This window comes from Alteromonas sp. CH_MED4-4 (genome assembly GCF_037029575.1).
Taxonomy (GTDB): Bacteria; Pseudomonadota; Gammaproteobacteria; order Enterobacterales; family Alteromonadaceae; genus Alteromonas; species Alteromonas macleodii.
This window is the reverse complement of sequence record NZ_JAYMEU010000011.1, coordinates 122738-148449: the sequence shown is the minus strand read 5'-3', so window position 1 is coordinate 148449 and position 25712 is coordinate 122738. Positions and strand designations below refer to the sequence as shown.

Here is a 25712-nt window from a genome sequence, read left to right as displayed (position 1 = left end):
GCGATCGCTATTCCAATGCTCTGCAATCTTATCGTAATTGGATGCTTGCTGTATGGGATTCATATAAAGTGCCTAACAATTTAGTGTACGGAAAAAATCCTTTATGCAAGGTGGATAATTTCCATATATCACATTTATAATTTTACCACTTTCGCACGAAAATACACTTTCATCAATAACCTACACTTAGTATCTGAAAATACTGAACTTAAGTACGGAATCTTTCCTTTTTATTTTACGGGTGAGTCAAAAACCGTAATTCTGTGTTTATTTACAGCAATAAAAATCAAAAAAATGAAATCAATGTTCATGCAAATGGTGATAGAGCACATGCACAACCGTCGCTATGCGAAGCGTTCGATAGAACTCTATAGCAAATGGATCATTAGCTTTATTCGCTTTAACAATAATAGGCACCCATCTGAAATGGGAGACAAAGAAGTTGAAGTGTTTCTGACTCACTTAGTTAACGCTAAAAATGTGGCGCCAGCCACTCAGGCTAGCGCGCTAAATGCACTGGCGTTCTTGTATCGCGATATATTGGAAAGGCCACTTTCATGCGAACTCAACTTTGTTTCAAGTCGTAGGCAAGCTAAGCTTCCGGTAGTATTAACGCAGGAAGAGGTCGTTTCTCTTTTTGAGCAAATTCCTGCCAACCTGAAGTTACCAATATCTTTATTGTACGGAAGTGGTTTGCGGCTAATGGAAGCGGTTAGGCTACGAGTTAAAGACATTGATTTTGACTACAACGCTGTTCGCATTTGGGATGGGAAAGGAGGTAAGCATCGCATTGTGACGTTGGCTGCGGAACTAAAGCCTGGCCTTACACGACAAATCGCTATGGTAGAAAACTTCTTGGCGGCTGATTTAGAAAATCCAAAATACGCAGGCGTTTATCTACCTCACCAATTACGTTTGAAATACAAAAATGCGCCCAGAGAGTTAGGCTGGCATTATTTATTTCCCTCTTCTCGATTATCTGTCGATCCTGAAAGCAAGAAAGTGCGACGACATCATATTGATGAATCGAGTATACAAAAAGCAATACGAAACACGGCAAAAACTTGTGATATTAAAAAGAAAGTTACGCCTCATACGCTACGCCACTCTTTTGCAACGCACTTGCTGCAATCGGGCGCTGATATTAGAACGGTGCAAACACAGTTAGGTCATTCAGACGTAAAGACCACGCAAATTTATACCCACGTGCTTCAGCAGGGTGCGCAGGGTGTGGTAAGTCCTTTATCTCGTGTTTTGAAGTAATCTGAAAAGTAATTAAAGCCAACAAAAAGGGCCCGAAGGCCCTTTTCAAAATTTAGCTTTAAAAGTGCTTATTTAAACGCTTATACACGCTCAAATACGGTAGCAATACCTTGGCCTAAACCAATACACATAGTCGCTAAGCCTAGGCTCACGTCTTGTGATTCCATTAGGTTGATAAGCGTACCTGAGATACGTGAACCAGAACAACCTAGTGGGTGACCAAGTGCAATTGCACCACCGTTAAGGTTAATCTTAGTATCAAGGTGGTCCATCCAACCTAGTTGCTTAATGCACGAAAGTGCCTGTGCTGCGAACGCTTCGTTAAATTCAGCAAGTTCAATATCGTCCATAGTTAGGCCAGCGCGCTTAAGGGCTTTTTGTGTTGCTGGAACTGGGCCGTAACCCATAATTGCCGCATCACAACCAGCCACAGCCATTGCGCGAATTTTCGCACGAGGCGTTAGGCCAAGCTCTTTCGCACGATCTGCTGACATAAGTAGCATACCTGATGCACCGTCAGACAGCGCAGAAGATGTACCCGCAGTAACAGTACCGTTTACTGGGTCGAACACTGGGCGAAGTGCCGCCATGCTCTCGACCGTGCTTTCTGGGCGTACTACTTCATCGTAGTCAATTAACTTTAATACGCCGTTTGCGTCGTGACCTTCAACAGGCACAATCTCATTAGCCCAGCGGCCTTCAAGGTGTGCTTTATGCGCTAGCTGGTGCGAACGCGCACCGAATGCGTCTTGTTGCTCACGAGTAATACCATTTTGACGGCCAAGTAGCTCGGCTGTCATACCCATCATGCCCGACGCTTTCGCCGTGTACTTAGCAAGACCGGGGTGGAAGTCGATGTTGTAGTTCATCGGTACGTGACCCATGTGCTCAACACCACCAATCATGTAAATATCACCACGGCCGCTCATGATGCCGCTTGTTGCATCGTGAAGGGCTTGCATTGATGAACCACATAAACGGTTAACCGTTACCGCGCCCGTTGTGCGTGGAATTTTTGTGAGTAGTTGCGCGTTGCGTGCAACGTTGAAGCCTTGTTCTTTAGTTTGCTGAACACAGCCCCAAATGATGTCTTCAATTTCCGCTGGGTTTACGCCAGGGTTACGCTCTAGTAGCGCGGTCATTAGCGCAGCAGATAGGTCTTCTGCACGCACATTTCTGAAAACACCGTTTTTTGAACGACCCATAGGGGTACGTACGCAATCGATTACGACCACTTCTTTCATTAGTTTTTCCTCCGGGTCTTATGCGAAATAGGATTTACCAGAAGCGGCCATTTCACGAACGCCGTCTGAGATCTGATAAATAGGACCAAGTTCAGCGTACTTGTCTGCCATAGCAACAAAGTTCGCCAAGCCAATGGTTTCAATCCAACGGAAAATACCACCGCGGAATGGAGGGAAACCTAAGCCGTAAAGTAGCGCCATATCTGCTTCAGCTGCGCTATCTACAATGCCTTCTTCTAGGCAGCGAATTGCTTCGTTTGCCATAGGGATCATAAGGCGTGCAATAATGTCGTCTGCTTCAAAGTCTGTCTTCTCAGCTACGTGTGGCGCCATTAGTGCATATGCTTCTTCAGCCGGTGTTTTAGACGGCTTGCCGCGCTTATCAACACCGTAGTTGTAAAAACCTTTACCGTTCTTCTGACCTAAACGCTCTTCTTTGTAGAACAGTGTTACAGGGTCGTTGTCTAGGCGAGCCATACGCTCAGGAATACCCGCTGCCATTACGTCTGCTGCGTGATCGCCCGTGTCGATACCTACAACGTCCATTAGGTAAGCAGGGCCCATAGGCCAGCCGAAGATTTTTTCCATTACTTTATCAACAGCAACAAAGTCTGCGCCGTCGATAAGTAGCTTACTGAAGCCCGCAAAGTATGGGAACAATACGCGGTTTACCAAGAACCCTGGGCAGTCGTTAACCACAATTGGGGTTTTACCCATTTTAAGGGTAGCGGCTACTACTGCATTGATGGTTTCTTCAGAGGTTTTTTCGCCACGAATAATTTCAACAAGCGGCATGCGGTGCACTGGGTTAAAGAAGTGCATACCACAGAAGCGCTCTGGCTTGTCTAGGCTTTCAGCGAGCTGATTGATAGAGATAGTAGAAGTGTTTGAACAAATGATAGCGTCGTCCGCTACGTTGTCCTCTACTTCTTTAAGCACAATACCTTTTACCTTCGGGTTTTCTACAACCGCTTCAATAACAAGGTCAGCATCTTTAAGCGTGCTGTATTCAAGGGTAGGGGTGATAGCGTTAAGTGTTTGCGCCATTTTAGTCGCGTCTACTTTACCGCGCTGCATGCCTTTACCAAGGATTTTCGCTGCTTCTGAAAGGCCAAGGTCTAGTGCATCTTGGTTAATATCTTTCATGATAACCGGCGTGCCTTTCACGGCGCTTTGGTATGCAATACCGCCACCCATGATGCCTGCACCTAGTACAGCGTTAAGCTTAGATTGCTTGGTCGCCGCTTTCGCTTGCTTCTTACCTTTGCTCTTAACTAGCTGGTCGGCAAGGAAAATACCAATTTGTGCTTTCGCAGCGTCGGTTTTCGCAAGCGCTACAAAGCCTTCATTTTCAAGCTTAAGTGCACCTTCACGGTCTAGGCCCGCTGCTTTTTGAACAGTCTCAACCATTTTGTGCGGTGCTGGGTAGTGTTTGCCAGCTTGCGCAAATACCATAGCTTGAGCAGTACTGAAGCTCATCATGGCTTCGTTTTTGTTTAGCTGTAGTGGGGCTTTCTTAACCGCACGACGCGCTTGCCAGTCAAATTTACCGTCCGCGGCGTCTTTCACCATTGAAAGCGCACCTTCAACAAGTGCTTCTGGTGCAACAACGGCATCAACTGCGCCTTCAGCAAGGGCTTTCGCGCCTTTTCTGTCGCGGCCAGTGGTCATCCACTCAAGGGCGTTGTCTGAACCAATAAGGCGAGGTAGACGAACCGTACCACCAAAACCAGGCATTAGGCCTAGTTTAACTTCTGGTAAACCAATTGAAGCAGTAGTGTCTGCAATACGCATGTCACACGCCAATGCCATCTCACAGCCGCCACCTAGAGCGAAGCCGTTAACTGCAGCGATGGTAGGGAAAGGTAGGTCTTCGAAGCGGTCGAATACTTGTGATGTATTGGCAACCCACTGTAGTACTTCTGCATCGTCCATGGCGAATAAACCAGTGAACTCGGTGATATCAGCACCTACAATAAATGCAGGTTTTGCACTGCGTACTACTAAGCCTTTAACATCGCCTTTAGCAAGTAGGGCTTGAGTTGCTTCGTCAAGTTCACTCACCGTTTGGCGGTCGAACTTGTTTACTGAACCTTGGGCGTCGAATACCAGCTCAGCAAAGCCGTCTTCTAACAGGCTGACGGAAAGACTTTTGCCTGTGTATATCATTATCATCTCCTTCGGCATTGGCCAGGATGTTAGTGAAGTAATCCAACTAATTTGTAGGGTCGTATGCATTCACTAACGCGTTAGGGTGGCTAGATTCTTTACAAAGCCACACAAAATTTCAACAAAAAATCAAACAAGCGTTTCAATTTGTCTAAGGTAGTGGTCGGATGACTTAAATTCAAGTGTAAATATCGAATTCAAGCTTCATTTCGCCATTGGTGGTTGTATAATGAGCGTTATTGACGCAAAGCGCCAATCCAGCAAAAGAATAATCTACAATCATGTCAACTATGTGTGTAAAGCATAGCTAACGACAGCTGGCACAACATCTTCTTTGGCAAGGAGCCAGGCTGAAATCTTCCCTTCGTTTATCAAACGAACGTAGTGGATCAGTCGCAATGCTGCTTTTTCAGCAACATTTTACATTCAGCTCGATTCGGCAAATTTGCCAGCGCTCATAAGCGTTCGAGTGTAGAGCAGGGTAGGAGTTCTATTGTGTCTGGTTTTTATTTTAGTTCGTGGTTAGGTCAGCGCTCGCTGACAAAAAACAATAAATTGTTCGCCACCGTTGTGGGGGCATTTGTTTGCTCGCTCTCTTCATTTTTCTCTATCGGCGCATGGGCTACACAGCCTTTAACACTACCCGAAGATATCTTCGAAAAGGATCGCGCTCGTTATCTAGAAGTTGAAAAAAAGCTGTTAACGTATTCGAAGCGAAGCGTTCAGCGCCTCGATAACGACATTTATGAACTGGCGCATTATCCGCTTTATCCTTATCTACTTAGACTCAAGCTAGAGCGCACGATGTCAATAAGAACAAAGCGCGAGGTTAAGCAGTTTCTAGAAGATTTCAATGGTCAGCCGGTAAGCTACGGTGTGCGTTATAAATGGCTTAATTACCTTGCTAAGAACGATTATCGCAGCACTTTTTTAGACAATTATCGCCCGGGCATGGGAGCAAGGCTAACCTGTATTGCGCTTAATTACCGTTTAAAAGAAGGTGAAAGCGAACAAGCTATTTTGTCCGAAGTCGACGCTTTATGGCTTCACGGTCAGTCGCAACCGGATGAATGCGATCCGCTTTTTGCTAAGTGGAAAAAAGCGGGCATGATGACACCCGAAATGGTGATCAAGCGCATAGAGATTGCCGCGAAAGAAGATAACCGAAGCATTATCTCTTATCTTAAGCGCCAACTTCCCGGTGATAAGCAATACCTGGCTGACGCGTGGCTATCGGTAACCCGCGACACCAGCCGAGTAAATAGAACGGCGCTCTTTCCACTAAAAAATGCATCGCATGAAGCTGAGGTAATCGTATGGGCGGTCGAGAAACTTGCTTGGCGAAACCCTGACTTAGCCGGCACGGTATTTAACCGCTACAACGACAAAAACGTGTTCTCGCCAGCGCAGCAGCACGTTATGCGAAGAGCAATAGCGCTTAGCTACACGCTAGACCGCCTTCCTCAAGCGCATCATTGGCTTGAACTTGCTGATGTGCAGGGTGCCGGTGAAGATGTAAAGCTTTGGCATATTTCCCATTTGCTTCGCACGAAAAATTGGCAGGAAGTGGTTAATGTTATTGATAGCGCTCCTGTCAGTTTGCAGCGAGAAGAAAACTATCGCTATTGGAAAGCCCGAGCTTTAGAAGCGCTTGGTCAAACTATGCAGGCTACCGTGCTTTATAAAGAGCTTTCTCAAGAACGCCATTATTATGGCTTTATGGCAAGTGCGCACATAGGCGAAATTCCGTCGCTTGCACACACGCCAGCACCAAGAGACACGGCAGCTATTGCCAGTGTGGCGAAAACCCCTGCCACCATGCGCTCTGTTGAATTTTTCAGGTTAGACAGAACCACAGAAGCGCGCCGTGAGTGGTTTTATTTACTGTCACATTTACCCGAATCGAAAGTGACCGATGCGGGCATTTTGGCGTATGAGTGGGGCTTGTACGATCAAGCTATTACCAGTTTTGCGCGAAGTGGCTATTGGGACGATGTCGAGCGCCGATTCCCACTGGCCTTTAACGATGTATTCAGCGAAAAGTCGCAGGCATACAGCATTTCAAAGTCGCTGGCTATGGCTATTGCACGCCGCGAAAGTTCGTTTAGAAGCGATGCTATCTCTTCGGTGGGAGCGGCAGGACTCATGCAGCTTATGCCGGGAACAGCGCGTTATGTAGCAAAAGAGAAAGTAAGTCGTAACACACTTTTTCAGGTAGACGATAACGTTGAATACGGCGTGCAGTACCTGCGTTATTTAATGGACAAGTTAAACAATAACCCTGTGCTGGTGTCCGCATCTTATAACGCTGGTTGGCGCAAAGTGTTGGAATGGTTACCTGCTAATGAAGCGCTGCCCGTGGATATTTGGATTGAGAATATTCCCTACAAAGAAACCCGTGCTTACGTGAAGGCGGTGATGGCGTATCAGCATATTTACGACCAGCAGTTAGGTGGAAACGAGAATATCTTCCCTCAACTTACCCGCGATATGATCCCATCGGCAGATGCAGTAAGTACACATCCGGTAACAGGTACACTGCAATTAGCACCGCGATAGCTATCAAAGGTTAGGCGTATACGGGTACGCCTTTCATTACGTTATTATTTTACCAGTATGGGAAACTTAACGTATACAACAGCACAGCGGTCTGAGCCAGTATGCATGTCATGTTGGCCTCGTGATACACTAGTAGCTAACTAACGACTAAAAAGATAAGAGGGGCTATGTCGCAACATAAAGCAACCTACCAACAGCATATCGAAGAGCTTCAAGCTAGAACTCGCGAAGCATTACAGCGAGAAGGGCTAGACGGACTAGTTATTCACTCAGGGCAGGGCAAACGTCTTTTCTTGGACGATAATCACTACCCATTTAAGGTAAACCCGCAGTTCAAAGCATGGGTGCCTGTTATTGATAACCCTAACTGTTGGCTGGTGGTAAACGGTGTAGACAAGCCTACGCTTATTTTCTATCGCCCTGAAGATTTCTGGCACAAAGTGCCACCAGAGCCAAATGACTTTTGGACTGACAGCTTCGACATTAAACTACTTCAACAGGCCGATGCGGTAGAGAAATTTCTGCCTTACGATAAAAGCCGTTTTGCCTATGTAGGCGAATATATTGAAGTGGCAAAAGCGTTGGGTTTTGACAATGTAAATCCAGACCGCGTGTTGCATTATTTGCATTATCAACGTGCTTATAAAACCGACTATGAACTTGACTGCATGCGTGAAGCTAACAAGCTGGCGGTGGCAGGTCATAAGGCCGCTGAGCAAGCCTTCTGTGAAGGCAAAAGCGAGTTTGATATCAATCTTGCCTATGCTGCAGCAAGTCGACAAGGTGACAACGACGTACCATATACCAGTATTGTGGCACTTAACGAGCATGCTTCAATTCTGCATTACATGCAGTGTGATACCGTAGCGCCAAAAGAATCACGTTCGTTTCTGATTGATGCGGGTGCAAATTATCATGGCTATGCGGCAGATATTACACGTACTTACGCTCAAGAAGGTGTTCATAATTCAGCGATGTTCCGCGACCTCATTCAAGCGGTAGATAAGGTAACGCTGACCTTAGTCGATTCGTTAAAGCCGGGTGTAGCCTACACAGACATTCACTTGTTAGCCCACGATGGTATTGCGCAAATTCTTCACGATACCGGCATGGTGAACCTAACGCCGCCAGAAATCGTGGAAATGGGTATTACACGCACGTTCTTCCCACATGGCATTGGCCATTTCTTGGGGCTGCAGGTACACGATGTGGGCGGATTGGTTAATGATGACAGAGGCACGCCTAAGCCTGCTCCTGATGATCACCCGTTCTTACGCTGCACGCGTATGGTAGAAGCGCGTCAAGTGTTCACTATTGAGCCGGGCCTGTACTTCATCGATAGTCTACTGCGCGACCTTAAAGCGACGCCTGCGTCTAAGTACATTAACTGGGATACCATTGATGCATACAAACCTTTTGGTGGCATTCGCATTGAAGACAACATTATTGTGCATCGCGATAAGAACGAGAACATGACCCGAGATTTGGACTTAAATTAATCGACTTTTTGTGTATAGCCAACACAACCCATCGTTATAAATGCAAAGAGCAGCCTTAAGCTGCTCTTTTTCGTTACGCGCTTTTAAAATGTACGTTCTCTTTGTTGCGTCACCTTGATGTAGAACCACTATACCTGCGGTAACACGCCGCGATTACGAACATTTTAACTCTCGTTGAGTGGGTAATTATCTATGCGGACTGGTATTATTTGTAAACCAATGGTGCTGTGTGTAGTAATCAATAGGAAGATATACAAGTAATGGTTAGAAAGGAGTCGTTATGCCACAAGGCGATATTGTAGGTTTATTAATAATGGCAACGGTGGCGGGTCTTGCTATGCCCGCAGGCGCTATTCTAGCGACTTATCAAGGCATTCAGCCTAAGTGGCTAGAAAAAGAGTTACGCCATGGCATTTTAGCGTTAGGAGCAGGAGCGCTAATTTCGGCGGTGGGTCTTGTACTTGTTCCTGAAGGCATAAAAGACGTATCGGTATTTGCGGCCATAATGTGCTTCGTTGGCGGTGCCTTAGCTTTCATGGCCCTTGATATTTACTTGGCGAAAAAGAAAACCGCAGGCAGCCAGTTAGCTGCCATGCTCAGTGATTTTGTGCCTGAGTCTATCGCACTTGGTACTACGGCAGCGTTAGGCGGAGGTACCATGTTATTAGGCCTACTGATTGCAGTTCAAAACTTACCAGAAGGGTTTAATGCGTATAGGGAAATGTTGCCAAAGAACAAGCAGCGCAGTACCAAACTCATTATTATCTTTGTATTAATGGCGCTACTTGGCCCCTTGTTTAGCTTGTTAGGCTTTTATTATCTAGCGCAGTTCCCCGTTGTAATGAGCGGTATAATGCTGTTTGCCGCAGGTGGAATACTTTATTCGGTGTTTCAGGATATTGCACCGCAAATTCGTATGGAAAACCATTGGCTTCCTCCGCTTGGCGGTATTCTTGGTTTTTTAGTGGGGATGATAGGTTTCATGCTCGAAGGCTAGCTTTTTAATAATTAGCTAGTTTTCGTAATTGGTAATTGCCAATAAAAAAGGCGTGTTGCTTACAACACGCCTTTTCATATCACTTATCGACAATTAGTTATCTATTGCTAGTTAGCTTGTACGCTCAATTGAAATATGTGCCAGCGCGATTAACGCCTCTTTATATTCAGAATCTTCAATAGCGTTTAAGCTGTTAATGGCCATTTGTACTTCTTTTTGCGCACATTCACGTGTGTAGTCCAAAGCACCGGTTTCTTCCATAATGCCTTGAATCCGCGTCAAGTGTGGTAGGCCATTGCTTTGTTCAATAGCTTCTTGAATAAGCGCTTTGTCGTCGTCATTTCTTGCGTGCCACATAGCGTAAAGTAATGGCAGAGTAGGCTTACCTTCAGCTAAGTCGTCGCCGGCATTCTTGCCCATTTCTTCGCTGTCAGCCATGTAGTCAAGTATATCGTCAGCTAGCTGAAAGGCTGTGCCTAGGTGCTTACCGTATTCTTGCATAGCGTGTTCAATGTGCTCATTTTGGTCGGTCAGCACAGCCGCTAACTGCGTAGCAGCTTCAAACAAACGCGCCGTTTTACCGTAAATAACATCAAAGTAACGAGCTTCTGTAGTGCTGGGATCGTTACAGTTCATCAGCTGTAACACTTCACCTTCAGCAATTTGGTTTGTGGCTTCAGACAGTATTTCCATAACGCGCATGCGTTTAAGGCTCACCATCATTTGGAAAGAACGGGTGTATAGAAAGTCACCCACTAAGACTGATGCCTGATTGCCAAAAATGGCATTGGCCGTTTCCCGCCCTCTGCGCATGGTCGATTCGTCAACCACATCGTCGTGCAATAGGGTAGCGGTATGAATAAATTCAACAATCGCCGCAAGGGTATGGTGATCGTTGTTGTCTATTCCCATAGCCCGCGCACTTAACACGGTAAGAAGTGGGCGTAATCGCTTGCCGCCACTGTTTACAATGTAAAAACCAAGCTGATTAATTAGGGCAACATCAGAATCGACTTGTTGTTGAATCAGCTGGTTGACCGCCTGCATATCATCATTAGACAGGGCGCGGATTTGATCTATATCCATAGGCATGGCAATAAATACTTACTCTTACGTCTTGGGCAATTATTGGTGGCGATTGTACCTTAATCATCTGTACTATCCACCAAATTGTCTTAAAAAATGACGGCTTAACGCATTTACGTGTAATTCCTCAAATACGGTTAAACCAGATGTGAAAAAGGTGGGGCTGCATTCTTCATATAAATTCTGTTCCGTGTTTAGCGGTTTGCCGCATGTACGCCCCCTTAATCATGCGATCACATGCAATTATAGGTGCTCTCGATAATTTTTCCTGTTAAGTCGCTATTTTTTGACGTTTGTATGAAGAAAACGAAGTGTTTAAGAGCAACTTTGTTTCTCAATTAGGGGAGTAGCATTGCCCCAAATCACAGATACAAAGTGGGGAAGTAGTAATCGTAAAAACGATCCTATTCGTGGGATCTAACAGCTCGATCGCAGTCTGATCGCAATGCATATTTGAGGATCGTTTGCCGATCTCGCTCGCGTGATCTTGCGCTGTTTGGATCGCATTTCTATGTAATTTAACCTATCAATATTTCCATTTTGATTTAATACGACCTAAAAATTTTTACTGTTTTTTCAAAAAAATTTGTGAATTTTTAACGGTTTTTGGGCATTTGAAGCTGCATCAAATACGCAATTGGGGCATAATTCGCCCCATGTTGGAAAAATAATCTATTTTTCTGCGAATCGGGGTTGTGATTTACGGATGTTTCACGTACAATTCGCGCCCTGTTTTTTGAATTGAAGCGTCAGTGGACGCAGAGCGGAGTTAACTATGTACGCGGTTTTCCAAAGTGGCGGTAAACAACACCGTGTGGCCGAAGGCCAAACCGTTCGTCTTGAAAAAATCGAAGTAGCCCCAGGCGAAACGGTTGAATTTGACAAAGTTTTAATGGTAAGCAACGGTGACGACGTAAAAATCGGCACACCAATCGTTGCTGGTGGTAAGGTGACTGCTGAGGTTGTTACACACGGTCGTGGCGATAAAGTAAAAATCGTTAAGTTCCGTCGTCGTAAGCACTCTCGTAAGCAAGCGGGTCACCGTCAGTGGTTCACAGAAGTGAAAATCACTGGTATCAACGCATAATAGGAGCACGAACACATGGCACACAAAAAAGCTGGTGGTAGTACCAAAAACGGTCGTGATTCAGAAAGTAAACGCCTAGGTGTTAAGCGCTTTGGTGGTGAATCTGTTCTTGCTGGTAACATCATTGTTCGTCAACGTGGTACTCGTTTCCACGCTGGTGACAACATGGGTATCGGTAAAGACCACACTTTGTTTGCACTAAAAGACGGTAAAGTTCAGTTCGACGTTAAAGGACCGAAGAACCGTAAATTTGTAAGCATCGTAGCTGAGTAAGCGCGTAAGCTTCTCGCCGAACAGGCTTAGAAAAACCCCGCGCTTGCGGGGTTTTTTGTTTTGTGAAACCTTTCTTTCTTTTTCTGTTCTTAATTAATAGCGATTATATTCTGAAAATGAATTAGCGCTGAGCAAGGTTTTACTTCTCAATTTTTTAGAATGCTGAGTAGACTCAAAAGCGCCGATGCGCAATTTGGTGTAAACTTAGTATTCGCATTAAATAAGTTAATAACCCACGGCATTACAGCCCGGAGTGATAAATGAAATTTGTAGATGAAGCTGAAATTCGCGTTGAAGCCGGTGACGGCGGCAACGGTACAATTGGCTTTAGAAGGGAAAAATACGTACCTAAAGGTGGCCCAGACGGTGGCGACGGTGGTGACGGCGGCAGTGTATTTTTACAGGCCGATGAAAACCTAAATACATTGATCGATTATCGCTTTGAGCGCTTTCACCGTGCTGAGCGTGGCCAAAATGGTCAAGGCGGCAACTGTATCGGTAAGAAAGGTAAAGACCTCACCGTAATGGTGCCTGTTGGCACGCGTGCTACTGATAGTGATACTGGCGAAGTATTAGGTGACCTGACTCGTCATGGTCAAAAGCTTAAAGTGGCACAAGGTGGTTTTCACGGTTTAGGTAATGCCCGCTTTAAAAGCAGTACGAACCGTGCCCCACGTCAAAAGACCAATGGTACACCAGGTGAAATTCGCAACCTTAAGCTAGAGCTTATGCTTCTAGCCGATGTTGGCTTACTTGGTATGCCTAACGCAGGTAAATCAACCTTTATCCGCTCTGTATCAGCAGCTAAGCCTAAAGTGGCTGATTATCCGTTTACAACCCTTGTGCCTAACTTAGGGGTGGTTCGTCAAGATTCACAGCGAAGCTTCGTTGTTGCGGATATTCCTGGTTTGATTGAAGGTGCTGCCGATGGTGCTGGCCTAGGTATACGCTTCTTAAAACACTTAGAGCGCTGCCGTATCTTGCTCCACGTGGTAGATATTTTCCCTGTTGATGAAACGGATCCTGCCGAGCACGCAAAAGCGATCATTGAAGAGCTTGAAAAATACAGCCCTAAATTGGCAGAAAAGCCTCGTTGGTTAGTATTTAATAAAGTCGATTTACTGCTTGAAGAAGAAGCTGAAGAACGCTGTCAGCACGTGATCGATGCACTAGGTTGGGAAGGCCCAGTTTATCAAATCTCTGCGTTCCAAAAGATGAACCTAGATCCTTTGTGTAACGACATTATGGACTTCATTGAAACCCTTCCAGCTGAATTGGAAGAGGAAGAAGAGAAGAAAGAAGTGGAATTCAAGTGGGACACTTACCACAAGAATACACTTGAAGCTCATGATGAGTTTGAAGATGACCTAGATGACGACGACTGGGACGAAGACGATTACGACGTGGAAGTTGAGTATCGTCGCTGAGAAACAGTCGTTGAGAAACAATCGCTGAGAAACAGTCGTTGAGAGACAATCGCTGAGTGACAGTCAATTTCGAAACAATTACTGATAACCAGTGCTCTAAAGCAAATTAGAACAAAAAAGCTCGCATCGTTGCAAAGACAACGTGCGAGCTTTTTTGTAAGTAACGCGGTTAGGCTAATGCACCCTCATCGTGCTGGCTTACTCACTGGTATGATAGATAACCTTTCCCAGCAATTGAGCGCGAGTAAACTTACCCATGGCCTCTTGGCTTACAGAGTGGGCCTTGTTATCGCCCGTTAAGGTAAACGTTCCGTCGATGTTAACATGGTCTACCCTTTTGATAATTACGCCGTAAGTGCTGCTTTTTACAACTACGATTTGCCCACTACGCAGCCACCTAAAAGGCCATCTCATTGCACAGACAAAGTCACCGTCGTTTAGAGAAGGCAACATGCTGCTCCCCGTAACCCGCATAATTTTAAACATTTAGAGGTCGGGATAAACCACTTCTTCAGAAGGTGGATAGGGGCACGTTGCTTTTTTGGTTGCGACATCCTTGGTTGCCCAAAAACGCTCGGCAAATTCATTCACTAACGAAAGCAGCTCTTCAGCTTTTTCTCTGCTGACGTGTTGCTTACACCCGGAACCGGCCAGCATGATTTTATGCACCAGCTCGTTAGTATCTGGAAACTTCTCAAACTGAGGGGCTTTAAAGTAATCGCCCCATATTACCCTGACTTCTTGCTTTACTTTCTCTGCATGGGTTTCCTTTTCTGCTACTAGGCGGCTCATTTGCGCTTGGTCTGCGAACGTAAGTGTCTCTTTTTCGGCCAGTTCGTTAAGTAGGTCTACGAAACGAATAACACTCAACGCAGCCAACTGCGCCGAAAACGGATCGTAAATTTTGCAAGGAATGTCGCAATGTGCGCTAACCGCAGGGAAGGGGCTAACGGCATGAAGTTTTGAGAGTAATTGATGAATCATAATTTGTACCCCCTTACTTTGCTGAGCGCTTTTTAGCGTTGAAGTATTTGTAAGCCGCAAAGCCACACGCAGCTGCACAGCCTACAAGAGACGCGTAAAACAGAGCATGCATAACACCGCTAGTCCAGTGTTCATGATCGTGTCCTGCATGAGCGAATGCGCCTGAACTAAATACAGCGGCGTATAGCATTAGAGCTGAGCGTTTAAGGTTAACTTTCATGAATTCTCCTAAAGCGTTAGTAAAAGTAAGGTGAAGTAGTTAGGCGCATAAGTATCGGTGCAACTACACGGCGAAGCGCAGTGGTACATTGCTGTTCACGATGTTGTTCGAGGCGCTGATGACAGTATGAGCTCTGTCGACAATGGCATTTCGGTGGTGAGGCAGTTTCAGGTGAAAGTATGTCTCTTCAAGCAAGCTTGTTAAGCCCATAATCTTAGCTGTCATTGCGCTGTTCTCACCGCCGTCTACCTCAAGCAGAATAACGGCGATATCAAACGCACAGCCAAGGTATGGAATTGCTTCACTGAACTGCCCGCTTTGCATAAGCATTGTGCCTTGCATTTCATCGCGCGCCATTACGTGTAGGGCCTGTTCTGGGTTGTTGTAAACCCAATCTGCGTGTTTAGGGCATAGATAGTTTATTTGCATTGTCGCGACCTCCTGTATACACACTAGAACAGTTAAAATATTAATGCAAATGATAACTGTTTCTATTTGTTGGGTGTTAAAGCTATACCCTTTGAGCCAATACACATTTGGTCGCTGATATTGATATACTGCCGCGGTTCAACAATAAAAACGGCTTTATAGGTAATGAAATGAAGATAGCGATGATTGCTGCTATGGCGAAAAACAGAATTATAGGCGCAGATAATGATATGCCGTGGCACTTACCGGCTGATTTAAAACACTTTAAAGCGATCACCTTAGGCAAAGCCGTCATAATGGGCCGCAAAACCTATGAGTCAATCGGAAGGGCATTACCTGGCAGGCCAAACATTGTTATAACGAGTAATGCTGACTACAGCTTATCTGACGCGACGGTAGTAGATTCACCAGAGTCAGCGATTGAGGTAGCCAAAGCGCTAAGCGCAGAGAACAGCGACAACGATGAAATAATGATTATCGGTGGCGGTACTATTTACCAAACGTTCTTAGATAGCGCTGACACTTTGTATCTCACACATATTGATTTGACTGTTGACGGAGATACACAGTTCCCAGACTATGAGGCGGCAGCAAGTTGGACGGAAGTATCACGTGATGAACATGACGCCGATGAGAAAAATCCTCACCCTTACACATTCGTTACTCTCGTTCGAAACTAACGGAGAGATTGGAACTAGGTCCAATTTAAAATAAAAAAATGCCAGTGTTGTGAAACTCAAAAATTGAGAGCTTCACAACACTGGCATTTTTATTTTTGCGTTGCGCGCAGATGCTACTTCATTTGGTCGAACAGGTTCTCTAACGAAAGACCCTGATGACCCAACATATCGCGAAGACGGCGAAGTGCTTCTACTTGAATTTGACGAACACGTTCACGTGTTAAGCCAATTTCGGCACCCACATCCTCAAGTGTTGAAGGTTCATATCCCATAAGACCGAAACGACGAGCAAGTACTTCGCGTTGCTTAGGGTTTAGTTCTTCAAGCCAGGTTACAATGTTACTTTTGATATCTGAGTCTTGTAAGCTCTCTTCAGGGCTAAACTCTTTCTCGTCAGCAATAATGTCGAGGAGTGCTTTATCATTTTCTCCACCAATAGGTGTATCGACAGAGGTAATGCGCTCGTTTAAACGCAACATCTTAGTGACATCTTCCACAGGCTTATCAAGCGCTAGTGCAATTTCTTCTGCAGTTGGCTCATGATCAAGCTTTTGTGAAAGTTCACGAGAAGCACGTAAATAAACGTTTAGTTCTTTCACTACATGAATAGGCAAACGAATAGTGCGCGTTTGGTTCATGATAGCGCGTTCGATGGTTTGGCGTATCCACCATGTGGCGTATGTTGAAAAGCGGAATCCACGTTCAGGATCAAACTTCTCTACGGCACGAATTAGTCCTAAATTGCCTTCTTCGATTAAATCTAGAAGAGCCAACCCACGGTTGTTATAACGGCGAGCAATCTTAACAACAAGGCGAAGGTTGCTTACAATCATACGTTTACGAGAGGCTTCGCAGCCTTTCAGTGAGCGGCGCGCAAAATAAACTTCTTCTTCTGCGGTTAGCAGTGGTGAAAAACCAATCTCGCCTAGATAAAGCTGTGTGGCATCCAGGTTTTTAGGTTGGTCATCCTGACTGAAAATAGCGTCGTCATTTTCTAGGTCAGCGTCGTTCGTTAAGGTTTCGTCAGCTTTCATATCAGCTGGCATATCGATGACTTCTACATCATCTTGAGGTGTTGATTCTAAGGCTTTCGTTGACTTACCCATCATGAATCTCCTGCTACAAGGTTTACCTTATGACGTTTCTCCTTTGTCTTTTTTTATTGTTATTTATTTTTATTATTTTAATGCTGGCAGGTATTTCATAGGGTCTAATGATTTCCCTCTATACCTAACTTCAAAGTGAAGTTTTACCGAATTTGTTCCGCTGTCACCCATGGTTGCAATTTGCTGCCCTGCCGACACCCATTCTCGTTCTTTGACTAAAATAGTGTCGTTGTAGGCATAGGCACTTAGAAAGGTATCTGTATGCTTAATGATAACCAGATTACCATAACCTCTTAGTGCGCTACCTGAGTAAACAACTTTTCCATCTGCTGCCGCTACGACTTTACTGCCTTTAACACCAGCGATATCAATACCTTTGTTGCCTGACTCTGACTTACTGAAGGTTCCAACTACCTTACCTTCTGCAGGCCACACCCACTCTTGTACTTTGTCTGGAAAACTCGTCGGTGTTTGTTTTTTGACGCTTTGTGACGGCTTCTTGACAGTTGTAACATTTTGTGGCTTAACAACTTTTTCACTTTCACGATACGCCTGTGGTTGTGGGCGGTCAACCAAACTTTTGTCTACATTTGATGTGGTCGGAGCTGTTGACTGATTGGTCTTGGACTTAGGTATAACGGGGGCTGTAGCCACATTCGAAGGTGGTGTGACGTTTAAAACTTGACCAGGGAAAATGGTGTAAGGAGCTGATAATTGGTTGTATTTTGCTAAGTCGCGATAGTCATTTCCCGTGTACCATGCCACCGCATAGAGGGTGTCTCCCCGTTGAACTTTATAGGTTTTTTTTGTGTATTCTTCGCTTCCATCTGAAACTTGGCTATTTAATAAAACCACGGGAGCGGGTTCACTTCTTCCTGCACAGCCCCCGATGAGTACACAAGTATATAACAAAATTCCTATGTGAAGGTGGGGCCTACGCATGTCATCGCAATAGTAAATAAGCGAATATTGCGAGGATGACTACTCCCCATCCAAGCACCTCTACATACTGCCTTAGCTTTTGCTCCATGGCTGCCCCCCCCCAGCGCATGAGTGCTGCGACCAAAAAGAAGCGTGCGCCTCGACCAACAGCTGATGCCAGTACAAATGGCAAGAAGGCCATTTGCAAGAAGCCAGCACTCACAGTGAAAATTTTATAAGGGATAGGTGAGAAACCAGCAAGAAAAACTACCCATACGCCGTAGTCTTTAAACCACTGCATTGCCGTGTCTATTTTGTGGGTATACCCCCAGCTCTCGATAAGCGGAGCCAGCCAAGCATCGAAAGCAAAGTAACCAAGCCAATAGCCAGCTATACCGCCCAAAATCGACGCGATAGTCGTAATAAAAGCGAACTGCCATGCTCTAGCGGGCTGGGACAGTGCCATTGGCGCAAGCATAACATCAGGTGGAATAGGGAAGAAAACCGACTCTGAGAAGCTTAACCCGCCCAAATATTTGGTTGCGTGACGATGTCTCGCCCAGCGTAATGCCATGTCATAACATGGCTCAAAAAGCTTCACATTAGCTCTCCTGCTACAAGGGGAACAAATCGGACCGATTCAATGGTCGATGTTTTTAGTTCACCTTCAATCCTATCAATACACAGTAACGATTGTTGCTCGTTACCTACGGGAATAATCAACCGCCCGCCTTCTTTAAGCTGATCGCACAAATCCTGTGGAAGACTTGCAGCGGCGGCGGTGACGATAATGGCATCGTAAGGGCCCTTGGATGCCCAACCTTTCCAACCATCGCCGTGTTTCATTGCAATATTGTGAAGGTCGAGCTGATTCATTCGACGTTTCGCTTGGAACTGCAATGATTTAATACGTTCAACACTGAATACTTTGGCAAAAAGCTGCGCGAGTATAGCGGTCTGATAACCTGAACCCGTGCCTATTTCTAACACTTTCTCGGGTTTATTAGGGCTATCTAGCAGCAACTCTGTCATTTTCGCAACAATGTAAGGCTGCGAAATGGTTTGGCCTTGACCTATTGGCAATGCCGTATTTTGATAGGCCTTATGTTTCAGCGCGTCAGGTAAAAAGCTTTCCCGCGGCGTACCAGCAATGGCGTTCAATACTGCTTGCGAACGTATTCCCTCGTTATAAAGCAGTTGTGCTAACGCGTCTCCTTTTCTAGAAGCTCTCATGATGTTGCGTACTTTCCTTTATTCTTATCCACAGCCACGCGAGGTTTAGTCTGTTGCGCGCCACGCTTTCTCAATACTCTTTACACCCTGTTAATTGGGGATAAGGTTTCCACGCACTCTCTAAGGACTGAGGTTGCAAAGCAGCCACTTGGAAGCGCAAACGAGATAGTAAATGTATCACCCTTACTCTGCCATTCAAGCTGTGAAGGCCAAATTTTTATCGCACGACGTTCTTGTTCGAACCCGCACTGGCTTAAAAAGTCGATAACTTCACTATTTTGCTCTGCAACAGATTGCTCAAGCGCTAGTGTGTCAGCTTGCGTAACAAGTGCTCCTTTACCCCACAGCGGTGCTGAAGGGCATACGTCTTTGGCATTAAAACGACGTTGTGCGTCTTGCTGCTGCTCAGAGCCGTCGGAACCTTCGTTGATGAAAAAGCTATTAGAACCTGAAAGCACCAGCGCGTCGCCGTGAGTGACCTTGTCGAACATGTCTTTTTCTAAGCGTGCAGAAAGCATTTCATTAAATAGCCAACTGCGCAGTGCAGAAAGTGCCATGGAACGTTTGTTGCGGTGTTTGATGGTTTCACCGTTTACCATCCGCTCGGCCATTACTAAGTTTCCACCGCGTTGCACTTCACCCATGTCATTTAAGCGCATTACGCCAAAGCGTTGTTCGCCGTAATAGTTTGGCACACCGTGCTTTTCAATTTCTTGAAGACGCTCTTCAATGGCCTCAGGATGCAGTACCTGGCGCAAGGTAATTGTAAAGTGATTGCCTTTAAGCTGACCCGTTCGCAACTTTTTATTGTGACGCATTTGCTTAAGCACTTTAACGCCTTCCAGTTCAAAGTTGCTGAAGTCGAAGTCCGGCTTACCCGGCGCGTGAATACCAAACCACTGTTGCGTTACCGCGTATTTGTCTTTGCGACCAGCATAGGTAATTTGGCGTAATGGAAGGTTAACGAAACGGGCTAGCTGCTCAGCGACAAACGCGGTATTGGTGTTGGTTTTTTCAATAAATACAAACTGGTGCTCGCCTTCACCACAAGGGGTATAACCCAAATCCTCTACAACTTGAAAATCGTCGGCTTGGAATTTAAAAATACCGGTGGATACAGGTTTTGCGAAATAGTACTGCCAATGGTCAGTGTGTAAAGGCTTCATAATTTTTCCAGTAGAACAACGGCGTGAGAGGCAATGCCTTCTTTACGGCCTGTATAGCCTAGCTTTTCAGTGGTCGTTGCTTTTACGTTGATGTCGTCAAGCGATACGTTGCAGTCTTGGGCAATAATCTCACGCATAACAGTAATATGCGGCGCCATCTTAGGTGCTTGCGCCACAATGGTCATATCTGCATTACTTAAGCGGTAACCTTTCTCCCTTACTACATTGACAACGTGACGCAGCAGCACGCGGCTGTCTGCACCCGCGTATGCGTCGTCTGTGTCAGGGAAGTGCTTGCCAATATCACCGAGTGCTGCTGCACCTAGCATTGCATCACACAGTGCGTGTAGTAATACATCGCCATCTGAGTGAGCTAACAGTCCTTGCTCATAGTCGATACTGACGCCACCTATTGTGATGGGGCCTTCACCGCCAAACTTGTGTACATCAAATCCGTGTCCAATTCGCATTATGATTGTGCCTTTTGATTTTTTGCGCTGTGGCTTTGAACTCTGTAGTTTTGAGCGTTCTGGCCTTGCGCGCTTAATTTTTGCTTAAGATAAAATTCTGCCAAAGGAAGATCGGCCGGATGCGTTATTTTTATATTTGCCGGACTTCCGCTTACCATGGCAACTTTGTAGCCTTCAAGCTCCATGGCAGAGGCTTCGTCTGTGATATTCGCGCCCTGTGATAAACCATTTTGAAGCGCGCGTTTTAGCAATGTTGCTGGAAAAAGTTGAGGCGTTAAAGCGTGCCAAAGACCGTCTCGGTCTTCAGTGTGAGAAATAACATTTGTTGAAGGTTTGACCCGCTTCATGGTGTCACGAACAGGGGTAGCTAGAATACCGCCAGAAACGTCATCACTGTTCATTAATTCGAGCAGCGCGGAAATATCGCTTTCTTCTATACAAGGCCTCGCGGCATCGTGAACCAGTGCCCAATCGTTCTCGCCAAGTGACATAAGCCCGTTCAATACACTATCAGCGCGTTCCTTTCCGCCATCTACAACGCGAATGGGTTTTTCACGTAACCGATATTGATCAAAATACGCGTCACCTGGGCTTATCGCTACGATCACGTCGTCGATTAACGGATGCTGTAGCAGCGCGTCAATCGTGTGTTCAAGAATGGTTTTACCATTTAAGGTGAGGTATTGCTTTGGGCGGTCAGCCTGCATTCGGCTGCCAACTCCGGCTGCGGGGATAACCGCAACAACGCGGGGCGATGTCATTTTCTTCACTTAGAATCTGCGGGCAAAATACGGTAGAAGGTTTCTCCCTTTTTAATCAGACCGAGTTCATTTCGGGCTCTTTCTTCAATGGCTTCTAGACCAATTTTTAAATCGCTAATATCAGCTTTAAGTAGGGCATTGCGCTGAGCGAGGTTGGCATTTTGAAGGGCTTGAGAGTGAACTTCTTGTTTTCGGTTGAAGTAATCGGGAATACTATTTTTTCCAAACCATAGCCTGTATTGCAATAGACCAAGCAGTACTATCAATACAATGGGAAGCCATTTACCTTGCAACACAGATTCACCTGACAATGTGGTTAAGCGGAAAAAAAGCAGAGGCTCTTCGCCTCTGCTGTGTCTTATTATGCCGTGAAGCAGCGTCGAGTCAAAGGCGCATTATTCACCTTGGCCCAATTTTCCTTTCAATTTATCAAACAGCTTACTTTTTTGCTGCTCAACAACGTTGTTAAGTTGAGCTTGAAGCAGCTCCTGAAGGGCGGCACTGTCGCCCTGGGCTGCGCTAAGCATACTGTTTACGTCAACAAGCTCGCCTGATAGCAATGATTGCTCGTTACTTATCATGCTGTTGAGTTTATTGTTTAATTCATCCAGCTTGTCTTTTTGGCTGGCAGTAAGCTGTGAAAGGGCCGCTTTAGCCAGCTTATTATCAAGATCAGACTTAATGTTAAAGCCAGGATCTGAAAGCGTGCCGTCCAGCAGCATCGTCATGTTTAAGCTGGTTAACGTTTGCAGTGCCTGCGCAATAGCACTGGTGATATCACTGGTGCCAGTTGCTTCCATAACGAGCTGCTGAAGGTCAACTTCGCCCGTACCAGTAAGCATGTTATCAGTGACTTTCATCGAACCATTGGTTTTCATTAGCGCTGATTTAAGCACCGCATTTAGTGTTTCATTACCGCTAAACGAAATGTCAGACATATTTACGCCGGCTAGCTGCCAGACTTGACTGGCATCAACACCGTCGCCGTCAATCCAGAATTCACCGCTGGAAGTAAACGACTTTAATAACTCGCCCGCTGCTTCAATAGTAAAGGTGGTGGGGTTACCGAATACTTCGTGAACGTTTGTAATGTTGTTCCATTTGCTGGTGATAGATTCATTTTGCCAAAGCACTGATACATTGGCTTCTTTCACCAAAATCGACGGCACTTCAGTCGGTGCTTCACTTTTTTCTTCACCTTGAATGAGCGGCATAACAATTTGCATTGCTGCCATAAGGTACTCAGTGTATTCCGCCGCTTTGTCGCCAAACACAAAGTAAGTGACTTGAGAAAGTGCCGCTTGGTCACCTGCAATTACCCCTTTCAGCAACGCGTAATCTTCTTGTGGCGCTTTCTTAAGTGCTTCAACACTTTCACTAAGGGCTTGTTTTGCATCGCTCGCTTTTTCCGTGAAATTGCTAATAAGCGCGCGGTCTGCCTGCATTTCTTCTTTCAACTTATCAAAAGAAGACTTTGCCTGTACCAAGGCTTGAGGGTCTTTGTAGTTCGTTTCTTTAAGCTGGGCTACCTGCGTTTTGTAGTACTCAATGCGCGACTTATCAGGTAAAGATTCATAGTCGTCTTTCAAACCTTTTCCATAGGTTTCGTAGGCAGACTTTGCATTTTCAATGGCAGCAGTGGTTTTTAGTGGATTGCGGGCGAGAAGTTCGTCAACCGTAGGCACGGCTTCTTTGGCTTTTGCTTTAATTTCGTCAAATGACAGTGAACGTTCTGGAACGCGATACACTTCACCTTCAGACTCGCGCTGTGTATCGAACTGCACTTTCAGTAAATCAAGATTGTTTACGATAACTTGATCATCTAACAGTGGCTTTAGCTCAACGTCTGCATGAGCTTCGCCTACAAAAACTTGGTTGTGAGTAGGCTTTGTGGGGTTGGTGAGTGCAATACCTTTCAGCGTAACAGTTGTTGGAAAAAGAGAGTGGTCGAACTCGTCGATATTCACTTCTGCTCCATAGGATTCGCCCAGCTTGGACTCAAGAATAGATTTGATGATGGTATTGGCGAACAGGAAATACACCAAAAATAGCAACACGAAAAAACCGACAACCCATAAAAAAATAGGCTTACCCTTTGAACCACTGCTCATATTCAACTCCTTGATTTTTTGCGCGTCTGGCTTTTATTGCGCATAAGTCACTACTTTGGTGGCTAGTATATCGCTCAATAAAAAGTAATCGATTAACCGCCACTTATGGTGCCTCTGAGTGTAATGCACTCAGGTCTTTTCTTCCATACGCAGAAGGTAGGTGTATTGATTAAACCATGTGAGCTTTTAAACAACTTGACGTAAGAGAAGCAAAATTCGGCAAAGTTTACTTTTTTTAAAAGAAAATTACCGTGAGCTATGGAGTGGTAGCAGCAGTAAACGGAGCCTGCTTCTCAATGCTTTGCAGCAAAGCGCAGCAGGCTCGTTGAAATGTAAAATGCTTTAAAGCTTAAAGCGGTTCGCAATGTCCATTATTGCTATACAGCTTGCGCGTAACGCTTGGCTCGCAGCTGCTAATTCATCTGCCGTTCTCAAGCTACTATCAGCAGCACCTGACAGTGCATTGATGCGCATATTCGCTTCGGTAGCGGCTTCCGCTTGCTGCTCGGTAGCCCGCGCTATTTCGCTACTCATATCTGCAATTTCAGTCATTAAGCGATCAGCTTCTTGCAGATTTTGATTCGCCTGTATAGCGTTGTCTACCGTTTTGGTTGACGCTGACTGGCTTACTTTTACTGCATCTACTGCGCTTTTGGCATTACTTTGCAGCTTTTCTATCATCGCTTGAATTTCATCGGTACTTTGTCCGGTTCGACTTGCCAGTGTACGCACTTCATCAGCTACGACGGCGAAACCTCGTCCTTGCTCGCCAGCTCGCGCTGCTTCTATAGCAGCGTTAAGCGCCAGTAAGTTAGTTTGTTCGGCAATGCCGCGGATTACATCAAGTACAGCACCAATGCTTTCAGTCTGCGCAGCAAGTTCGGTAACCGCGCTACTTACGCTTTCAATATCAGAGGTAAGAGAGCGTATATCGTTTACGGTACTATCCACAACCGAGGCGCCGTTTTGCACGTTACCCCGCGCGCTGCTGGTACTTTTTTCTGCAGAATCTGCGTTATTGCTAACCTCATTTATCTGCGTTGTCATCTCTTCCATGGCAGCGGCAACTTGAAGCATATTTTCATTTTGCGTCTGTGCCTGAGCGTTACTATTTTTACTTGATGTTTCTACAAGTTCTGCTTGCTGGGTCAGTGAATTAATATTCTCACGGATCCCCAACAGAGAATGGCGCATTTTTTCGGTATATTCATTAAAGTAGCGTGCCAAACGCGTTACTTCATCTTGGCCAGTTTCAGGCAACGAGCGGGTAAGATCACCTTCTCCTTGTGAGATATCCTTCATTCGCTCACTTACTTCTTGAACCGGTTTCACTATGCTGCCGCCAATCACATAAACAAGCACCACAACTAGCACTATGCTAACCAGACAAAACACCGCAATCACATTGCGAAGATGAGCAAATTCTTTTTCAAGATTGGTAAGGTAGATACCAGAGCCCACTGTCCATCCCCACGGCTTGAACTCTTTAACGTAGGAAATTTTGTCGGTAGGTGACTCTTCACCGGGAAGCGGCCATACATAATCGACAAAACCTTCACCTTTCGATTTCACTTTTTGCGCCATTTCTATAAAGAAGGCTTTGCCGTTCCCGTCTTTAAAGGTTCGTAAATCTTGACCGTCAAGGGCGGGCTTGATGGGGTGCATAACCATAGATGGCGTTTGGTCTTGGATCCAAAAGTAGTTGCTGCCGTCGTATCGTAGCGCTTTGACGGCCTCTAACGCCTGTTGCTTAGCGGTTGCCTCGTCTACGTCGGTACGCGCCGCGAAGCTACTGAGCATGGTATGAACCACCTCGACCAGGTGCTGATTTTCATCATAAGACTTTTGCTTTAATGCTTCGTAGTGCCTGTTTAAAACAACGGCAGTAAGAAGTACAAATAACAGCGTAATTAGGGCAACGATAATGCCCAAACGTTGAATTAAACTGAATTTTCTTAACCACATCGGCAAATACCTATCTATTTGTATTTTTGTTTTTTTAAAGTGTAGACGGTTTTTTATTAACC

25 protein-coding genes are annotated in these 25712 nt (G+C 45.5%); 8 read left to right on the top strand and 17 right to left on the bottom strand.

The window, feature by feature from the left end; genetic code table 11:
- Positions 1-294 precede the first annotated feature (294 nt).
- Positions 295-1263: an integron integrase gene (locus tag WA381_RS10030; RefSeq protein WP_156085920.1), complete on the top strand. Its 969-nt coding sequence runs from the start codon at positions 295-297 to the stop codon at positions 1261-1263.
- Positions 1264-1343: 80 nt separating this feature from the next.
- Here WA381_RS10030 and fadA read toward each other — a convergent pair whose 3' ends face one another.
- Together fadA and fadB are read right to left on the bottom strand one after the other, a co-directional pair.
- Complete coding sequence (gene fadA, locus WA381_RS10025; RefSeq protein WP_156085921.1) at positions 1344-2507, bottom strand: acetyl-CoA C-acyltransferase FadA; 1164 nt, start codon at positions 2505-2507, stop codon at positions 1344-1346.
- Positions 2508-2525: 18 nt separating this feature from the next.
- Entirely contained in the window at positions 2526-4676 is a 2151-nt protein-coding gene (gene fadB / locus WA381_RS10020; protein ID WP_156085922.1) for a fatty acid oxidation complex subunit alpha FadB, read from the bottom strand.
- Between the two features lie 495 nt (positions 4677-5171).
- Between fadB and WA381_RS10015 the strand changes: the two genes are divergently transcribed.
- The 3 genes from WA381_RS10015 (at position 5172) to WA381_RS10005 (ending at position 9731) form a co-directional block, all read left to right on the top strand.
- Complete coding sequence (locus WA381_RS10015) at positions 5172-7235, top strand: transglycosylase SLT domain-containing protein (RefSeq protein ID WP_156085923.1); 2064 nt, start codon at positions 5172-5174, stop codon at positions 7233-7235.
- A gap of 167 nt (positions 7236-7402) precedes the next feature.
- Positions 7403-8734, top strand: a complete 1332-nt coding sequence (gene pepQ / locus WA381_RS10010; RefSeq protein WP_156085924.1) for a Xaa-Pro dipeptidase — start codon at positions 7403-7405, stop codon at positions 8732-8734.
- 280 nt (positions 8735-9014) lie between these two features.
- Positions 9015-9731, top strand: coding sequence for a ZIP family metal transporter (locus WA381_RS10005; RefSeq protein ID WP_014948149.1), 717 nt, complete (start codon positions 9015-9017; stop codon positions 9729-9731).
- A 111-nt stretch (positions 9732-9842) separates the two neighbouring features.
- Here the strand turns inward: WA381_RS10005 and ispB are convergent, their stop codons facing one another.
- Positions 9843-10817: an octaprenyl diphosphate synthase gene (gene ispB, locus WA381_RS10000; RefSeq protein WP_014948150.1), complete on the bottom strand. Its 975-nt coding sequence runs from the start codon at positions 10815-10817 to the stop codon at positions 9843-9845.
- Between the two features lie 775 nt (positions 10818-11592).
- On the opposite strand from ispB, the gene rplU reads away from it, so the two are divergent.
- From rplU to cgtA, 3 genes are all read left to right on the top strand, one after another.
- Positions 11593-11904 (top strand): 50S ribosomal protein L21, encoded by a 312-nt coding sequence (gene rplU, locus WA381_RS09995; RefSeq protein WP_012517169.1) that lies wholly within the window; start codon positions 11593-11595, stop codon positions 11902-11904.
- Positions 11905-11919: 15 nt separating this feature from the next.
- The gene (gene rpmA / locus WA381_RS09990) at positions 11920-12177 is read left to right on the top strand and encodes a 50S ribosomal protein L27 (protein WP_012517170.1); all 258 of its coding nucleotides are present in this window, start codon (positions 11920-11922) and stop codon (positions 12175-12177) included.
- A 260-nt stretch (positions 12178-12437) separates the two neighbouring features.
- Positions 12438-13604, top strand: a complete 1167-nt coding sequence (gene cgtA, locus WA381_RS09985) for an Obg family GTPase CgtA (RefSeq protein WP_014948151.1) — start codon at positions 12438-12440, stop codon at positions 13602-13604.
- Positions 13605-13802: 198 nt separating this feature from the next.
- Here the strand turns inward: cgtA and WA381_RS09980 are convergent, their stop codons facing one another.
- The 4 genes from WA381_RS09980 to WA381_RS09965 all read right to left on the bottom strand — a co-directional run bounded on the left by WA381_RS09980 (position 13803) and on the right by WA381_RS09965 (position 15237).
- Positions 13803-14078, bottom strand: a complete 276-nt coding sequence (locus tag WA381_RS09980; RefSeq protein ID WP_262385718.1) for a S24/S26 family peptidase — start codon at positions 14076-14078, stop codon at positions 13803-13805.
- A 12-nt stretch (positions 14079-14090) separates the two neighbouring features.
- Entirely contained in the window at positions 14091-14588 is a 498-nt protein-coding gene (sodN, locus tag WA381_RS09975) for a superoxide dismutase, Ni (protein ID WP_014948153.1), read from the bottom strand.
- A gap of 13 nt (positions 14589-14601) precedes the next feature.
- The gene (locus WA381_RS09970; protein ID WP_014978232.1) at positions 14602-14808 is read right to left on the bottom strand and encodes a hypothetical protein; all 207 of its coding nucleotides are present in this window, start codon (positions 14806-14808) and stop codon (positions 14602-14604) included.
- Positions 14809-14871: 63 nt separating this feature from the next.
- On the bottom strand, positions 14872-15237 hold the full coding sequence (locus tag WA381_RS09965; RefSeq protein WP_039224426.1) for a hypothetical protein: 366 nt from the start codon (positions 15235-15237) through the stop codon (positions 14872-14874).
- Between the two features lie 182 nt (positions 15238-15419).
- Between WA381_RS09965 and folA the strand changes: the two genes are divergently transcribed.
- Positions 15420-15917, top strand: coding sequence for a type 3 dihydrofolate reductase (folA, locus tag WA381_RS09960; RefSeq protein ID WP_039231980.1), 498 nt, complete (start codon positions 15420-15422; stop codon positions 15915-15917).
- Positions 15918-16030: 113 nt separating this feature from the next.
- On the opposite strand, the gene rpoS is transcribed toward folA, so the two are convergent.
- The 10 genes from rpoS to WA381_RS09910 form a co-directional block, all read right to left on the bottom strand.
- Positions 16031-17023: an RNA polymerase sigma factor RpoS gene (gene rpoS / locus WA381_RS09955; RefSeq protein ID WP_014948157.1), complete on the bottom strand. Its 993-nt coding sequence runs from the start codon at positions 17021-17023 to the stop codon at positions 16031-16033.
- Between the two features lie 72 nt (positions 17024-17095).
- On the bottom strand, positions 17096-17935 hold the full coding sequence (locus tag WA381_RS09950) for a peptidoglycan DD-metalloendopeptidase family protein (RefSeq protein WP_156085925.1): 840 nt from the start codon (positions 17933-17935) through the stop codon (positions 17096-17098).
- Between the two features lie 31 nt (positions 17936-17966).
- Positions 17967-18545, bottom strand: a complete 579-nt coding sequence (locus tag WA381_RS09945; protein ID WP_014948159.1) for a YqaA family protein — start codon at positions 18543-18545, stop codon at positions 17967-17969.
- Positions 18542-19177, bottom strand: coding sequence for a protein-L-isoaspartate(D-aspartate) O-methyltransferase (locus WA381_RS09940; protein ID WP_014948160.1), 636 nt, complete (start codon positions 19175-19177; stop codon positions 18542-18544). Before WA381_RS09940 ends, WA381_RS09945 begins: the two co-directional genes overlap by 4 nt.
- An 80-nt stretch (positions 19178-19257) precedes the next feature.
- Entirely contained in the window at positions 19258-20343 is a 1086-nt protein-coding gene (truD, locus tag WA381_RS09935; protein ID WP_061094148.1) for a tRNA pseudouridine(13) synthase TruD, read from the bottom strand.
- Positions 20340-20813, bottom strand: coding sequence for a 2-C-methyl-D-erythritol 2,4-cyclodiphosphate synthase (gene ispF / locus WA381_RS09930; RefSeq protein ID WP_156085926.1), 474 nt, complete (start codon positions 20811-20813; stop codon positions 20340-20342). The genes truD and ispF overlap by 4 nt, the downstream gene beginning before the upstream one ends.
- On the bottom strand, positions 20813-21574 hold the full coding sequence (ispD, locus tag WA381_RS09925; RefSeq protein ID WP_075175924.1) for a 2-C-methyl-D-erythritol 4-phosphate cytidylyltransferase: 762 nt from the start codon (positions 21572-21574) through the stop codon (positions 20813-20815). Before ispD ends, ispF begins: the two co-directional genes overlap by 1 nt.
- Positions 21575-21579: 5 nt before the next feature.
- Positions 21580-21870 carry a cell division protein FtsB gene (gene ftsB / locus WA381_RS09920; protein WP_014948164.1) on the bottom strand — a complete coding sequence of 97 codons (291 nt, stop codon included), beginning with the start codon at positions 21868-21870 and terminating at the stop codon, positions 21580-21582.
- A gap of 99 nt (positions 21871-21969) precedes the next feature.
- Entirely contained in the window at positions 21970-23685 is a 1716-nt protein-coding gene (locus WA381_RS09915) for a TIGR03545 family protein (RefSeq protein WP_156085927.1), read from the bottom strand.
- 342 nt (positions 23686-24027) lie between these two features.
- Entirely contained in the window at positions 24028-25650 is a 1623-nt protein-coding gene (locus WA381_RS09910; RefSeq protein WP_014948166.1) for a methyl-accepting chemotaxis protein, read from the bottom strand.
- Between the last annotated feature and the right edge of the window lie 62 nt (positions 25651-25712).